At 71.1% G+C, this 14,496-nt stretch carries 17 protein-coding genes; 12 read left to right on the forward strand and 5 right to left on the reverse strand.

What is annotated here, in order from left to right; all coding sequences use genetic code 11:
• The first annotated feature begins 49 nt into the window (after positions 1-49).
• Positions 50-898: a glycosyltransferase family 2 protein gene (locus VGX25_RS00195; protein WP_326915421.1), complete on the forward strand. Its 849-nt coding sequence runs from the start codon at positions 50-52 to the stop codon at positions 896-898.
• A 4-nt stretch (positions 899-902) separates the two neighbouring features.
• Here the strand turns inward: VGX25_RS00195 and VGX25_RS00200 are convergent, their stop codons facing one another.
• Complete coding sequence (locus VGX25_RS00200; protein ID WP_326915422.1) at positions 903-1,940, reverse strand: radical SAM protein; 1,038 nt, start codon at positions 1,938-1,940, stop codon at positions 903-905.
• Positions 1,941-2,020: 80 nt separating this feature from the next.
• On the opposite strand from VGX25_RS00200, the gene VGX25_RS00205 reads away from it, so the two are divergent.
• The 6 genes from VGX25_RS00205 (at position 2,021) to ctaD (ending at position 9,760) form a co-directional block, all read left to right on the forward strand.
• Positions 2,021-2,965: an NAD-dependent epimerase/dehydratase family protein gene (locus tag VGX25_RS00205; RefSeq protein WP_326915423.1), complete on the forward strand. Its 945-nt coding sequence runs from the start codon at positions 2,021-2,023 to the stop codon at positions 2,963-2,965.
• Positions 2,966-2,994: 29 nt separating this feature from the next.
• Complete coding sequence (locus tag VGX25_RS00210) at positions 2,995-4,635, forward strand: carbamoyltransferase (protein WP_326915424.1); 1,641 nt, start codon at positions 2,995-2,997, stop codon at positions 4,633-4,635.
• Positions 4,632-5,588, forward strand: coding sequence for a glycosyltransferase family 2 protein (locus VGX25_RS00215; protein WP_326915425.1), 957 nt, complete (start codon positions 4,632-4,634; stop codon positions 5,586-5,588). Before VGX25_RS00210 ends, VGX25_RS00215 begins: the two co-directional genes overlap by 4 nt.
• Positions 5,585-6,487: a glycosyltransferase family 9 protein gene (locus VGX25_RS00220; protein ID WP_326915426.1), complete on the forward strand. Its 903-nt coding sequence runs from the start codon at positions 5,585-5,587 to the stop codon at positions 6,485-6,487. Before VGX25_RS00215 ends, VGX25_RS00220 begins: the two co-directional genes overlap by 4 nt.
• Positions 6,439-7,725: a UDP-glucose/GDP-mannose dehydrogenase family protein gene (locus tag VGX25_RS00225; protein ID WP_326915427.1), complete on the forward strand. Its 1,287-nt coding sequence runs from the start codon at positions 6,439-6,441 to the stop codon at positions 7,723-7,725. Before VGX25_RS00220 ends, VGX25_RS00225 begins: the two co-directional genes overlap by 49 nt.
• A 262-nt stretch (positions 7,726-7,987) precedes the next feature.
• On the forward strand, positions 7,988-9,760 hold the full coding sequence (ctaD, locus tag VGX25_RS00230) for a cytochrome c oxidase subunit I (protein WP_326915428.1): 1,773 nt from the start codon (positions 7,988-7,990) through the stop codon (positions 9,758-9,760).
• A gap of 11 nt (positions 9,761-9,771) precedes the next feature.
• On the opposite strand, the gene VGX25_RS00235 is transcribed toward ctaD, so the two are convergent.
• The gene (locus tag VGX25_RS00235) at positions 9,772-10,200 is read right to left on the reverse strand and encodes a DUF6292 family protein (protein WP_326915429.1); all 429 of its coding nucleotides are present in this window, start codon (positions 10,198-10,200) and stop codon (positions 9,772-9,774) included.
• A 183-nt stretch (positions 10,201-10,383) separates the two neighbouring features.
• On the opposite strand from VGX25_RS00235, the gene VGX25_RS00240 reads away from it, so the two are divergent.
• Entirely contained in the window at positions 10,384-10,638 is a 255-nt protein-coding gene (locus VGX25_RS00240; protein ID WP_326915430.1) for a DUF7662 domain-containing protein, read from the forward strand.
• 23 nt (positions 10,639-10,661) lie between these two features.
• On the opposite strand, the gene VGX25_RS00245 is transcribed toward VGX25_RS00240, so the two are convergent.
• Positions 10,662-10,808: a hypothetical protein gene (locus VGX25_RS00245; protein ID WP_326915431.1), complete on the reverse strand. Its 147-nt coding sequence runs from the start codon at positions 10,806-10,808 to the stop codon at positions 10,662-10,664.
• Position 10,809: 1 nt separating this feature from the next.
• A complete protein-coding gene (locus tag VGX25_RS00250; protein WP_326915432.1) occupies positions 10,810-11,250 on the reverse strand; it encodes a low affinity iron permease family protein in 441 nt (146 codons plus the stop codon).
• A gap of 232 nt (positions 11,251-11,482) precedes the next feature.
• On the opposite strand from VGX25_RS00250, the gene VGX25_RS00255 reads away from it, so the two are divergent.
• The 3 genes from VGX25_RS00255 to VGX25_RS00265 all read left to right on the forward strand — a co-directional run bounded on the left by VGX25_RS00255 (position 11,483) and on the right by VGX25_RS00265 (position 13,248).
• Complete coding sequence (locus VGX25_RS00255; protein ID WP_326915433.1) at positions 11,483-12,250, forward strand: alpha/beta hydrolase; 768 nt, start codon at positions 11,483-11,485, stop codon at positions 12,248-12,250.
• Positions 12,251-12,325: 75 nt separating this feature from the next.
• Positions 12,326-12,787 (forward strand): STAS domain-containing protein, encoded by a 462-nt coding sequence (locus VGX25_RS00260; protein WP_326915434.1) that lies wholly within the window; start codon positions 12,326-12,328, stop codon positions 12,785-12,787.
• Positions 12,787-13,248: a DUF2243 domain-containing protein gene (locus tag VGX25_RS00265; protein ID WP_326915435.1), complete on the forward strand. Its 462-nt coding sequence runs from the start codon at positions 12,787-12,789 to the stop codon at positions 13,246-13,248. Before VGX25_RS00260 ends, VGX25_RS00265 begins: the two co-directional genes overlap by 1 nt.
• Before the next feature lie 55 nt (positions 13,249-13,303).
• Here the strand turns inward: VGX25_RS00265 and VGX25_RS00270 are convergent, their stop codons facing one another.
• Positions 13,304-13,759 carry a DUF4383 domain-containing protein gene (locus tag VGX25_RS00270; protein WP_326915436.1) on the reverse strand — a complete coding sequence of 152 codons (456 nt, stop codon included), beginning with the start codon at positions 13,757-13,759 and terminating at the stop codon, positions 13,304-13,306.
• 140 nt (positions 13,760-13,899) lie between these two features.
• Here VGX25_RS00270 and VGX25_RS00275 point away from each other — a divergent pair, with 140 nt between their 5' ends.
• Positions 13,900-14,382, forward strand: coding sequence for a hypothetical protein (locus VGX25_RS00275; protein ID WP_326915437.1), 483 nt, complete (start codon positions 13,900-13,902; stop codon positions 14,380-14,382).
• Positions 14,383-14,496: the final 114 nt, after the last annotated feature.

A 14,496-nucleotide genomic window follows, 5' to 3' on the forward strand; every position in this document is an offset into this window, starting at 1 on the left:
CGGGTCCGGCGCCGGATTACATACCGCCGGCGTGGGGTAACACGCCGGGGTGGCCGAAACGACGGTGGTGATCGCCACGCGCGATCGGGCAGACGAGCTGGCGCGGACCCTGGGGCGGCTGCGGGAGCTGGACGTCCCGGTCATCGTCGTGGACAACGGCTCGGCCGACGGCACGGTGGCGCGGGTGCGGCGGGACTTTCCGTGGGTGCGGACGGTGGCGTTGGACCGCAACGTGGGGGCGTCGGCCCGCAACCGCGGGGTGCGGCTGGCCCGCACGCCGTACGTGGCGTTCAGCGACGACGACTCCTGGTGGGCACCGGACGCGTTGCGCAGGGCTGAACGGCTGTTCGAGCGGTACCCCCGGCTGGGTCTGGTGGCGGGGCGGGTCGTGGTCGAGCCCGAGGGCCGGATGGACCCGGTGTGCCGGCAGATGGCCTCGTCGCCGCTGGGGCGGGCCGCGGACCTGCCCGGCCCGTCGGTACTGGGGTTCGTCTGCTGCGCGTCGATCGTGCGCCGGGAGCCGTTCCTGCGGGTGGGCGGCTTCAACCCGGTGCTGTTCTTCCCCGGTGAGGAGCGCCTGTTCTCCTGGGACCTGACCGCGGCCGGCTGGGCGTGCTGCTATGTCGACGACGTGACCGCCCATCACCACCCGTCGGCGAGCCGCGGCCCGTCGCCCGCACGCCGCCGGGCCGAGCTGCGCAACGACCTGCTCACCACGTGGCTGCGCCGGCCGCTGCGGGTTGCGCTGGCCGAGACGGCGACGCTGGCCGGCCGGGGTCTCGCCGACCGTGACGCGATGGCCGCGCTGGGTGCGGCGGTGCTGCGGCTGCCCGCGGTGGCTCGGCGCCGGCGCCGGCTGCCCGCCGAGGTGGAACGGCTGGTCGGGCTGGTCTGCTGAGTGATCAGAACGTGCCGCGGTACAGGGCGCAGCCGCGGCACACGTCGGGTGGATCGTCGCCGAGCAGCCGGCGGCGGAACTGCTGGTAGCGCTCGCCGGTCCAGATCGACGGGAAGGGTTGCTCGGGGAGCCGGCCGAGGGTGGCGCGGTCGCTGCCCATCACCATGCAGCACGGTTGCACCTCGCCGCGGTGGGTCACGTAGCCGGATTCCCATGGCCAGGTGCACCCCGGTTGGCCGGCGTGCCGGGGCGCCGGGTGGTCGGCAAGGCGCGGCAGGCGGAGGGCCAGGCCGCGGGTGTCGGCGGCGGCCGCCGCGGCGGCGAAGGCCCGGCGCGCCGTCTCCTGGTCGCCGGTCAGGCTCTCCTCGGCGGCGTACTCGCGGATCCCGGCATACCGCCCGGCCGGGTCGGTATCGCCGAAGGTGTGGCTGAGGTTCTGCACCCACAGCTCGTCGACGCCCAGGTCGGCGGCCAGCTCCACCAGGTCGGCCAGCTCGGCGACGTTGCGGCGCATGGCAACGCACACCACCTTGACCACCGGCCGCGCGGCGCCGGCAGCGGCCCGCTCGGCGACCAGCGTGCGCAGGTTGGCCACCACCCGGTCGAACTGGCCGGGCTGCGGCCGGAACGCGGTGGAGTGCCGGACGTCCTCATAGGTTGCGGCCGTTGCACCGTCGAGTGAGATGTGCACCCAGCCGGTGCCCGCCGCGACCAGGTCCCTGGCCCAGCGCCGGTCGAGGAGCACGCCGTTGCTGTTGAACCCCACCTCGATCCGCCGGTCGGTGGCGTACCGGATCATGTCGAGCAGATGCGGCGCCAGCAGCGGCTCGCCGAGACCCTGCAGGGTCACCCTGGTCAGCGCCGGCAACGCGTCGACGAGCTGCCGAAACTCCGAATAGGACAGCGCGCCCTCGGACCGTCCCACCGCGGGCGCGTAGCGCACCAGGCACATGCGGCAGCGCAGGTTGCACGCCCCGGTCACCTCCACCTGCAGTTCCCGCGGTAGTTCCGGGGCCAGCGGGTAGTTTCCGGCAACGCTCATCGAGCACTCCTCATCGGTCCCAAGACGGTTCCCCCGCTTCCCGCGGGTTACACCTGGAAATCGCGGGTAGATCAAAGGACATGCATTTCGAACGAGCGGTCGTGACGGGCGGGGCCGGCTTCCTCGGCTCGCACGTGTGCACGGAGCTGCTCCGGCGGGGAACCCATGTGGTGTCCGTCGACGACTTCCGCACCGGCTCGCCCGGCAACCTTCGGGACGTGCGCGACGATCCGAGTTTCGAACTGCTGGTCGCCGACGTGGCCGAGCCGTTCGACGTGCCGGGCACTGTGGACCTGGTGCTGCACCTGGCCTGCCCGGCATCCCCGGCCGATTACCTGCGGATGCCGGTGGCGACGCTGCGCACCGGCGGCTTCGGCACCCTGCACGCGCTGGAGTTGGCCCTCGGCAAGGGCGCGCGGATCGTCGTCGCCTCCACCAGCGAGGTGTACGGCGACCCGCTCGAGCACCCGCAGCGGGAGACTTACTGGGGCAACGTCAATCCGATCGGCCCGCGCAGCGTCTATGACGAGGCCAAGCGGTTCGCCGAGGCGCTGACCGCGGCGTTCCACACCGAACACGGCGCCCGCACCGGCATCGTGCGCATCTTCAACACCTATGGGCGGCGGATGCGGGCCGGCGACGGGCGGATGATCCCCACGTTCCTGCGGCAGGCGCTGGCCGGCGAGACGCTCACGGTGCACGGCGACGGCCACCAGACCCGCTCGCTGTGCTATGTGGACGATCTGGTGCGCGGCCTGCTCGCGATGGCGGAGTCCGAGCACACCGGACCGGTGAACCTGGGCAATCCGGACGAGATCACCGTGCTGGACGTGGCCCGGCTGGTGATCGAGGTGACCGGCAGCCGGTCGGGCATCCGCCACGTCGAGCCGATGGTCGACGACCCGCGCCGGCGCTGCCCGGATATTCAGCTGGCGCAACGGTTACTGGGCTGGCGACCGCGGGTGTCGCTGCGCGACGGGCTGCGGGCGATGGTCGACACGGCCGACCGCGCCCTCGCCCGGTAACGGATCCACTTGAGACGAAAGGGGCCGGCGTGCGCGTTCTCGGCATCAACGCGATCTTCCACGATCCCGCCGCGGCGCTCGTGGTCGACGGTGACATCGTCGCCGCCGCCGAGGAGGAACGCTTCTCGCGGCGCAAGCACGGCAAGCGGCCGGTGCCGTTCTCGGCCTGGGAGCTGCCCGAGCAGGCCGCGCGCTGGTGCCTGAACCGGGCCGGGCTGGAACCGGGTGATCTGGACGCGGTCGCGTACTCCTACGACCCCGACCTGGTGGAGCCGGGCCAGCCGGGCCTCGACGAGCGCTGGGAGGACCTGCGCACCACGTACGCGCGGCGCGCGCCGCACTTCCTGGCCACCGCCCTGCCCGGGCTCGACCCGGAGATCGTGCGGTTCGTGCCGCACCACGTCGCGCACGCGGGTTCGACGGGTCTTGCCGCACCGTTCGACGGCGACTGCGCGGTGCTGGTGGCCGACGGCCGCGGCGAGTGCGCGTCCCACCTCGCCGGTAGCTACCGGCGTCACCGGCTGGAGATTCTTACCGCCCAAGGGCTTCCGCATTCACTCGGGCTGATGTACGAGGAGCTGACCGAGCATCTGGGTTTCCGGCGCTCCAGCGACGAGTACAAGGTCATGGCGCTGGCCTCCTATGCCGAACCGAGGCATCTGGACCTGATGCGTGAGCACCTCTACGCCACCGAGGACGGCGGCTTCGTCGTGCATCCGATCGACTGGGCCACGCTGGCCAAACGCCGCGACGCGGGCGGCGAGATGACCGAGGAGCACGCGGAGCTGGCGGCCAGCGTGCAGGTGCGCCTCGAGGAGGTGCTGCTGGACCTGGTGCGGTGGCTGCACGACCGGACCGGGCAGCGACGCCTGACGATGGCCGGCGGCGTCGCGCTCAACTGCGTGGCGAACACGCGGATCTTCGCCGAGGGCCCGTTCGACGAGGTGTGGGTGCAGCCGGCCGCCGGGGACGCCGGCACCGCGCTCGGCGCCGCGCTGCAGGTGGTGGCCGACGCAGGCGAGCCGGCCGCGGCGATGCCCGGCGCGGCTCTGGGTCGCGAGTGGACGGACGAGGAGATCCGCGGATACCTGGACCGAGCGAAGATCCGTTACTCCGAGCCGGCGGACGTGGCCGTCGAGGTGGCCGAGGCCCTGGCTGACGACCTGATCGTGGCCTGGTTCCAGGGCCGTAGCGAGTACGGGCCGCGCGCGCTCGGCCGCCGCTCGCTGCTGGCGAACCCGAGCCTGCCGGAGAACCTGCACCGCCTCAACGAGGTCAAGGGCCGCGAGCAGTTCCGGCCGATCGCGCCGATGGTGCTGCTCGACCGGGCCGCCGAGATGTTCGACCGGGGTCCGATCCCCAGCCCGTACATGCTTTTCGTGCACGATGTCCGACCCGAGTGGACGGACCGGATCCCGGCCGTCGTCCACGTCGACGGCACCGCGCGGGTGCAGACCGTCGACCCGGCGACGGAACCGCTGCTGGCGCGGATGCTGACCGAGTTCGACCGGCGCACCGGCCTTCCCGTGGTGGTGAACACCAGCCTGAACACCGCAGGCCGGCCGATGGTCGACGACCCGCGCGACGCGCTGGAGTGCTTCGGCTCCGCGCCGGTCGACCTGCTGGCCATCGGCCGGTTCGTGGTGCGCCGGGCCGGGGTGGCCGGATGAGCGTCGACTACGCGGTGGTGATTCCGACGACCGGTCGGGCAAGCCTGCGCGTGCTGCTCGACGCCCTTGCCGACGGCTCCGGCCCGCCGCCGCGCGAGGTGATCGTGGTGGACGACCGGCCGAACCCGGCGACCGAATTGTCCACATCGGACGGAGCCCGCGTGCTGCGCACCGGCGGCCGTGGACCCGCGGCGGCGCGCAACGCAGGGTGGCGGGCCGCGAGCGCGGCCTGGATCGCGTTCCTGGACGACGACGTGGTGCCGGCCCCGGACTGGAAGACCAGGCTGGTCAAGGACGTCGGCGACCTGCCGCCGGAGGTGGCCGGCAGCCAGGCGCGGATCACGGTTCCGCTGCCGGCCGATCGCAAGCCGACCGACTGGGAGCGCGGCACGGCCGGGCTGATGACCGGCCGGTGGATCACCGCCGACCTGGCGTACCGGCGCGAGGTGCTCGACCGGGTCGGCGGGTTCGACGAGCGTTTCCCGAGGGCGTACCGGGAGGACGCGGAGTTGGCGCTGCGCGTGCAGGCCGCGGGCTACCGGATCGTGCCGGGGGAGCGGGAGACCACGCATCCCGTGCGCGACTCGGGCTTCCTCGCCAGCCTGCAGACCCAGCGCGGCAACGCCGACGACGCGCTGATGCACCGTCTGTTCGGGCCCGGCTGGCGGTCGAAGATCGGTGCGCACCCCGGCCGGCTGCGCTGGCATGCGGCCACGACCGCGGCCGGCGCCGCGGCTGTCCTGTTCGGACTTCTCGGCCGGCGAAGGGCCGCGCTGCTTGCCGGCTCGGCGTGGGCCGGGCTCACCGCACATTTCGCCTACCTGCGGATCGCGCCGGGTCCCGGCACCGCCGACGAGGTGGCTCGCATGGTGGTCACCAGCATCGCCATCCCGCCCGCGGCGTGCCTCCACCGGCTGCGCGGCGAGCTGCGACACCGGGTGATCCGCAGGTGAACGTCCTTGTGCTGCGGGCGCTCGGGCTCGGTGACCTGTTGACCGCCGTGCCGGCCCTGCGGGCACTGCGCCGGGCGCACCCGGACGCGGTCCGCACGCTGGCCGCGCCCGCGTGGCTGGCGGACGCGGTGGACCGGATCGACGCGGTGGACCGGTTGCTGCCGACCGAGGGCCTCGTGCCGATCAACTGGTCCGGGCCGCCGCCCGAGCTCGCGGTGAACCTGCACGGGCGCGGACCGCAGAGCACGGAGCTGTTGCGGGCGTTGAGGCCAAGGCGGCTCATCACGCACCGGAGCTGGGTGCCGGAGCAGCACGAGGTGGATCGCTGGTGCCGGTTGCTGGAACACCACGGCATCCCGGCCGACCCGGACGACCTGCGGCTCGGCGAGACCGAACACTCGGGACCCGCGGTGGTGCATCCCGGCGCCAGCCACGGTTCCCGGTTGTGGCCAGTGGAGCGGTACGCCGAGGTGGCCCGCGCGTTGGGTCCGGACGTGGTGGTGACCGGCGGCGCCGGCGAGGCCGAACGGGTCGAGGCGGTGGCCATGGGCCTGCCGAGGCGGGTCGGGGGCAGCCTGTCCGGTCTGCTCGACCTCGTCGCCAACGCGCGGCTGGTGGTCTGCGGCGACACCGGTGTGGCGCACGTGGCGACCGCGTACGGCACCCCGTCGGTGGTGCTGTTCGGGCCCGTCCCGCCCGCGTTGTGGGGGCCGCGGTCGGGACCGCACCGGGCGTTGTGGCACGGGTGGCGCGGCGACACGTTCGCCGACCGGCCCGATCCCGGACTGTTGCGGATCTCGGTGGCCGAGGTGCTTGCGGCCGTGGCCGAACTTCGAGGAGGAGGTGGACCTTGGCAGCACAGCGGATCGCCGTCGTCGGCGCGGGCTACGTGGGATTGACCACCGCGGCCTGCTTCGCCCGGCTCGGTCACCGGGTGGTCTGCACGGACATCGACGAGGCGAAGGTGGCGGCGCTGTCCCGCGCCGAGGTCGACGCGCACGAGCCCGGCCTCGCCGAGCTCGTCGAGCAGGGTGTGCGGGAGGGACGGTTGCGGTTCGTGCCGGGCATTCCGGTCGAGTTGTCCGATGTGGACTTCGTGTTCCTCGCCGTGCCGACGCCGACCGGCAAGGACGGCGCCGCCGACCTGAGCGCCGTGGAGGACGTCCTGACGCGGACCCGCGACCTGCTGCCGCCCGGCTGCGTCGTGGTGATCAAGTCCACGGTTCCGGTCGGCACGACCGCACGCGCCCGGCGCCTGCTCGGGCGTTCGGACCTTGCGGTCGTCGCCAACCCGGAGTTCCTGCGGGAAGGGCACGCGGTGGAGGACTTCCTGCACCCCCAGCGGGTGGTCATCGGCTCGGAGGACGAGGCGTCCGCTCAGCGGGTCAGGTCCCTGTACGACGGCACCGGCGCCCCGGTCGTGGTGACCGGCAGCGCCAGCGCGGAGCTGGTGAAGTACGCGAGCAACTGCTTCCTGGCGATGAAGCTGTCCTACGTCAACACCCTGTCCGAGCTGTGTGAACGGGTGGACGCGGACATCGACGACGTCACCGAGGGGATGGGCCTCGACGACCGGATCGGCTCGGCGTTCCTCGCTCCCGGCCCGGGTTGGGGCGGATCCTGCCTGCCGAAGGACACCAGGGCGCTGCTGTCCACATCGGACGCGATGCGGGTGGACTTCCCGCTGTTGCGCGCCACCATCGACACGAACACCCGTCAGGTCCGCCGCGTGGTCGACAAGGTCCGGGCGGCCGTCGGTGGAACGCTGGCCGGCGCCCGCATCGGCGTGCTCGGCCTGACGTTCAAGGCCGGGACGGATGACCTGCGCGACTCCCCGGCCATGACCGTGGCGCACCTGCTCACCCGCGCGGGCGCGGAGCTGACGGCCTACGACCCGTGTGTGCCGCCGGATCGGTACTCGGGCCCGATGCGGGTGGTGGACGCCGCCCATCTGGTGGCCAAGGGCGCCCGCGCGATCGTGGTGCTGACCGAATGGCCGGAGTTCGCCGAGCTGGACTGGGCCCGCATGGCCGAGGAGGTATGGCAACCGGTGATCGTCGACACCCGCGACCTGCTGCCGGCCAAGAAGGTCCAGGCGGCGGGCTTCCGCCTCATCGTGACCGGCAAGCCCGGCTAGGTTCTGCGGTTCGCAGTCCGCCACCGTGGTGTGACCGGCGTCGCGGTATTGCTATTGAGCACCAATCTGCGCACGCGCGTAGGCTCGCAGAAGCGTCAAGCAGCGGCGCCTGTCGGAGCTCTGGCCGATCGCAGCGGCCGGACGACCGGTGCGGGGCCGGTTCGTGAATGGCGCGACCCCCCTTTCCTCGTGGTCGTCCGGAATCCTCGTGCGCATTCGGCCGGGTGAACCAACTCGTTGATTTCGCCGGGGAGGTCATATCATGGCGATCGCGCCGGGTCCGGTTGCCGTCCGGGAGGCGGTGGCGCCGCGCGGGCCGAAGGGCCGAGTGCTGCTGCGGCTGCTGCAGACCACCGATCACAAGCAGATCGGCAACCTTTACTTGGTCACGTCGTTCGCGTTCTTCATGGCCGGCGGGCTGATGGCGCTGCTCATGCGCGGGGAGCTGGCGGCGCCGGGCGCCCAGTTCCTCTCGCCGGAGCAGTACAACCAGCTGTTCACCATGCACGGCACGGTGATGATGCTGTTGTATGCGACGCCGAACGTGTTCGGGTTCGCCAACGCCATCCTGCCGTTGCAGATCGGTTCGCCGGATGTGGCGTTCCCCCGGCTGAACGCGCTGTCGTACTGGCTTTACCTGTTCGGCGGGCTGATCGTGATGGCCGGGTTCGTCACCCCGAACGGCGCGGCGGACTTCGGGTGGTTCGCCTACACGCCGCTGTCGCGGGCGCAGTTCTCGCCCAACGTCGGTGGTGACCTGTGGACGGTGGGGCTGATCGTCGGTGGGCTGTCGACCATCCTCGGCGCGGTCAACATGCTGACCACGGTGGTGTGCCTGCGCGCGCCCGGAATGACCATGTGGCGGATGCCGATCTTCACCTGGAACATCTTCTTCACCAGCATCCTGGTCCTGCTCGCCTTCCCGATCTTCACCGCCGCGCTGTTCGGGCTGCTGGCCGACCGCCAGCTCGGCGCGCACGTGTTCGACCCAGCCAACGGCGGTTCCATCCTGTGGCAGCATCTGTTCTGGTTCTTCGGCCACCCCGAGGTCTACATCGTCGCCCTGCCGTACTTCGGGATCATCAGCGAGATCGTACCGGTGTTCAGCCGAAAACCCTTGTTCGGCTACAAGGGCATGGTGTTCGCCACCATCGCGATCACCGGCCTTTCGGCCGTGGTCTGGGCCCACCACATGTTCGCCACCGGCGCGGTGCTGCTGCCGTTCTTCGCCATCACCACGTTCCTCATCGCGGTGCCCACCGGGATCAAGTTCTTCAACTGGATCGGCACCATGTGGCGCGGCCGGCTCACCATGTCGACGCCCATGCTGTTCAGCATCGGGTTCATGGTCACCTTCCTGCTCGGCGGGCTGACCGGGATCCTGCTCGCCGCGCCGCCCATCGACTTCCACGTCCACGACACCTACTTCGTCGTGGCGCACTTCCACTACGTGCTGTTCGGCACGATCGTGTTCGCCACCTTCGCCGGCCTGTACTTCTGGTTCCCCAAGATCACCGGCCGGATGCTCGACGAGTCACTCGGCAAGCTGCATTTCTGGACCACGTTCCTCGGCTTTCACCTGACGTTCCTGGTCCACCATTGGCTGGGCAACCAGGGCATGCCGCGCCGCTACATCGACTACCTCCCGGCCGACAACTTCACGGTGCTGCACATGATCTCCTCGGTCGGCGCGTTCCTGCTCGGCCTGTCGGTGCTTCCGTTCATCTGGAACGTCATCCGCAGCTACCGGTACGGTCAACCGGCCGACGCCGACGACCCGTGGGGCTACGGCAACTCGCTGGAGTGGGCCACCACCTGCCCGCCACCCCGGCACAACTTCACCGAGCTGCCGCCCATCCGCTCCGAACGCCCGGCCTTCGAGCTGCACTACCCGCACATGATCGACCGATTCCGCGCGGAAGCACGCCAGTATCCGCACCGGCGCAAGGAGCGGCCCCCGTCCCCCTTCGAGGCGGCCGCCGCCGCCATCCAACCCGACGACCAGGACGGCAACACCGACCCGCGCGGCAAGTAGTCGCGCTTCGGCTAGGGGTTGTGCCGGACCAGTGCCGGCCGGGCGTAGTCGGCCAGACGATCGAGGAGGTCGTCGTCCGTGACGCGGCGCAGCGCGGGCGGTTGCGGCTGCCCGGGGTGCCGGCGGCCGAGCACCTCGGCGAGGAACCGGGCGACGACGCGGGGCGCGGGCAGCGCCTCGGTTCCCAGATAGGTCAGCAGGATGATGTCCTGCCCGGAATGGGTTTCGATGCCCGCGGCCCAGCCGTGCTCCTCCTGCCACCACAGCGCCACGTCTCGGGTCGGAAAGCCCGGCAGGCGACCGTCGACCGCGATGTAGGCGCGCAGCGGCCGATCCCACTCGATGAACGAGCAGTTCGGGCCCGCGCCACACGCCTCGGCGACCAGTCGGACATAGCCGCGCAACCCCCGCGCCGCGGCGTCCTCGAAGTCCAGCTCCACGCGTCATCGCCTCCGCTCATCCGCTCCGGCAAACGGTCTACGAGCGCCGGCTATTTGACGCACAGCCGTACTACCCACCGCACCGCCCGCCAAACCGGGTCACACACGGCATCCCGGTTGGCACCGCCGGGATCGGGTAGCCATGTGCCGACCCGACCCGAGCCGACAAGGTGGTCCACCTCGATGGTGGGTAAGAAGTACGCGCCGCTGCATCAACTCCTGGTTACGGCGGCGGGCAATGGCACGTCCGTGGTGCGGATCGAGTTCGCCGAGTTGGCGGACTTGGTGGGCGGCCTGCCGACGTCGGCTTACCGTCGGCGGGGGTGGTGGGCCAACGGATATCTGGTCCAGGCCGTGGCGTGGCGCAGCGCGGGTTGGCGGGTCCGCGAAGTGAATCTGGGCCAGAGATGGGTCGTGTTCGTTCGGGGCGACGAGTAGCCGTTGAACCCGGAATCGTCAGATCAGTCCGGCGGTTCCTCGGGCTCGGGCTGCGGTTGGGGTGGCGGATCCCCGACGCGCTCCCGGTACTCGTCGACCTCCTGCGGGGTCGGATCCACGCCGACCTCCTCGGCGAATTCCTCCGGATCCTCGGCGGTTGACTCGGTCATGTCAGGAGTTCTCCTTGTCCTCGAGGCCGATGGCCTGACGCAGCTCGCTCAGGTCGTGCCGCAGCCGGCGGTTGTCGGCCGTCTCGGCGTGGTGGCTCATCAGGTTGGCCAGTCCCTCGGCGATGGCGTTGAGCTTGTGCTGCAGCGCGTCGTTGGCGCGGCTCTGGGTGTTCTGCAGGAGGGCGACCAGCAGGAAGGTGACGATCGTGGTCGCCGTGTTGATCACCAACTGCCAGGTGTCGACGTTACCGAACAGGAAGAACGACGGGGCCCAGAGCACGACCAGCGTGACGCACAACGCGAAGAACCAGGCCTCGGACGTGAACGCCGACGTGGCGGTGGCGAACCGGTCGAACGGTGACGGTTTCCCGGTCACCTCCGAGGGCATGGTGGCGTGGTCCGGTTCGTCCCTGCTCGGCGTGCCCGCTGACGTGACTGCCATGAGCTGCGAATACCCCCACCGTGAACTGGGCAAACGGGAACCATGTCAGGCCCGGCCGGAGGCCCGGGAACGCACCTCGTCCGCCGCTCACCGTCCCCACCGGACTCGAGCGGGCCGGGGTTAACGTCGGCTTACCCGGGTAGACCGTGGTATGGCGGCGACACCTTGGGAACGAAGGGACGCATGGCGTCGCCCGCAACCGGTCGAGCGGGTGATCCACCGGTTACGTGCGGTGGCGAGCGATCAGGTCCTCCTGGTGCTGCTGCTGGGCGTTCCCGCCCTGCTGCGGCATCCGGTGTGGCGCCCGGCGCGCGCCAACCAGGGCGCGGGTCAGGGCGTGCTGCTCATCCCGGGGTTCGGGTTCGGTGACCGCAGCCTCGCGTTGCTCAGCATGTGGCTGCGGGCCAGGGGATACCGGCCCACCGGCGCCCGGATCGGGCTCAACGTCGGCTGCACCTCCACCCTCGTCACGCGCCTCGAGCGGCGGTTGGAGGAGCACGCCAAGGCCACCGGGCGCCGGGTGATCCTGCTCGGCCAGAGCCGCGGCGGCTGGCTCGGCCGGCTGGTCGCGATCCGCCGGCCGGATCTCGTCCGCGCACTGGTGATGCTGGCCAGCCCGGTGCTCGATCCGTTGGGGGTGAACCCGAAATCCATCCGGTTCGCCCGGTTGCTTGCCCGGCTGTCCGAGCTGGGCCTGCCGGGCCTGCTCGACGAGGACTGCTTCACCGGCGAGTGCTACCGGGCAAGCTCGACCGGGCTCGCCGCGCCGGTGCCGGCGAGCGTTCCGGTGCTGGCGGTCTACTCCCGGCAGGACAGGGTCGTCCCCTGGCAGCTGTGCCTCGACCGGAGCGCCGAATGCGTCGAGGTGCCCAGCAGCCACACCGGGATGGGCCTCGACCCCCGCCTCTACGCCGCCCTTGAGCCCAGGCTCACCGCATGGGCCGCGGCCGATGCGGTCCCGGCACGGCCCGCTCACCCCACTGTCCGCCCGCACGTTTGAACGGCGCCGTCGAGGAGCATCCCGTCCTCGACGGATGACCGACGCGACCTCGACGCTCGACGACGGAGGCGACCCATGGCGACCAGGCCCCGACCGCCCATTCAGGACGGTTCGGGGACGCTGCTGCCACGCCCTCGCCAGGGGATGGCGAAGCGGTTCCCCGCGCCGGCCCCGCCGCTGCGACTCGACGTCGACCGGCCGGGTCGCGGCCTGGTCGTCGTGGCGGTGTCCGGCGAGGTGGACGCGCTGACCGCGCCGCGCCTCGAGGAGATGCTCACCAACCGGTTGCGCGGCTCGATCGGCTCGCTGATCGTGAACCTGACCGACGTCACCTTCCTCGGTACCGCGGGGCTGACCGTGCTGCTGCGCGCCCGGCTGCGTGCCGAGGTCGGGGGCGTGGGGTTCTGGATCGTGACCGGGCAGAGCCAATCCGTGCTGCGAGCCCTGGAGGCCCTCGGGCTCACGGATCGGCTGCCCACGACTCCCGACATCCAGGCGGCTCTTGCCCGCGCGGTGGAACGGGTGAGGCGCGGCTGATGCGGCGGTCGTCGATGTGGGCCGGTCTCGCGCTGGGGATCGGGATGGGCGGGTTCATCGACGGCATCGTCGCTCATCAGCTGTTGGAGTGGCACCACATGCTTTCCGGCCGGTATCCCCAGGACACCAGGGCGAACATGGTGGCGGACGGCCTGTTCCACCTCGGCTGCCTGGTCATGGTGCTGGTCGGCATCGGCCTGCTGGCCGCGGCCCGGCCGGCCGAGCCGCCCGGCCGGGGTCGCCGGCTGACCGGCTGGATGCTCGCCGGTTGGGGTTGGTTCAACCTGGTCGAGGGCATCGTCGATCACCAGCTGCTCGGCGTGCACCACGTGCGCCCCGGACCTGATCAGCTGGGCTACGACCTCGGGTTCCTCGTCTTGGCCGTGGTGCTCATCGCCGCCGGAACCTGGCTGGGCCGGGCTCGGTGGGGACCGGCCGCGAGGGATGTGCCGAGGGCATGACGTTGGACGCGCCCGCGGGCACGGTCCGCGGGCGCGTCCAACGAATTGACGGTTGCTACGTGGCGCGACCGCGCGCGGGCATCCGGCGCAGGGCCAGGCCCAGCCCGACCATGCCGATGGCGAGGATCAGGTGCAGCCAGTTGTCGGCAGTATTCAGCGGCACGAAGTTGGCGGCGCTGTCAAAATCGATGATCAGTCCGTAAATCCACAGTACGAGGTAGACCACGCCACCGCCGATCAGGAACCCGAACGCGCCTCCGGCGCTGCGGGCCATCACCAGGCCCACGATGCCGAACAGCAGGTGCACGATGTTGTGCAGAATCGACACGTGGAACACGCCGAGCAGCATGGCGGTGGACTCGTGGCCGGCGAAGGCCATCCCGTCATAGTCGGTGGTGACGCCCGGAATGAAACCGAGAATGCCGACCAGCAGGAACACCGCCGCGACCACGGTGGCCGCCAGGCGCAGCGGATGCAGATCCCGCACCGATTCGATCCTTGCGTTCGCCATGACAACTCCCCTCACTCGAAGTGCCCGCGGATACCCATTTCCCCGGGTCTCACACACCTGTAATCCGCCCGCGGCAGCGCGTCCCCGAGTCGCCGCCGGCTCGGGTGATTCCGACATCCGTTCGCGGGTATCTCTGTGTCGTGGACGGCTTTCTCGGCATCTATCTCAGAGATCAGCTCGCGCTGGGTGTGGTGTGGCGTGAGCTGGCCCGGCGGGCGCAGCGCAACAATCGGGACACCGAGCTCGGTGCGGCGCTGGGCCGGGTCGCGGCGGCGATCGCGGAGGACGTGGAGACGTTCCGGACGATCATGCACCGGGTGGGGGTGCGGCCCAACCCGGTCAAGACCGGGCTCGCGGTGGCCGCCGAGCGCCTCGGTCGGCTCAAGCTCAACGGCCGGGTGGCCGGCTATTCACCGTTGAGCCGGTTCGTGGAGCTGGAGTTCCTCGCGATGGGCATCGACGGCAAGAAGCAGCTGTGGACGACCCTGCGGGATCTGGCCGGGCTCGCCGCCCGTCTGCCCGATGTGGACTTCGACCAGCTGATCGACCGGGCCGAGCGGCAGCGCGCCGAGCTGGAGCCGTTCCGGGTGTCGGTGGGCACCGAGACGTTCTGTGTTTTCTAGCGCGGCTGTGTTTTCTAGCTCGGGCAAGGCCGCCGGTCGCCTTCGGCGCCGGCCTCGGGTCGGGTTGCGTGGTGGGTTGCGGGCCGGGGTGGGGGGTTGGGTGTCGTGGGTGGT

Origin of the sequence: Actinophytocola sp. (genome assembly GCF_035942955.1) — a bacterium.
Taxonomy (GTDB): domain Bacteria; phylum Actinomycetota; class Actinomycetes; order Mycobacteriales; family Pseudonocardiaceae; genus DASYTH01.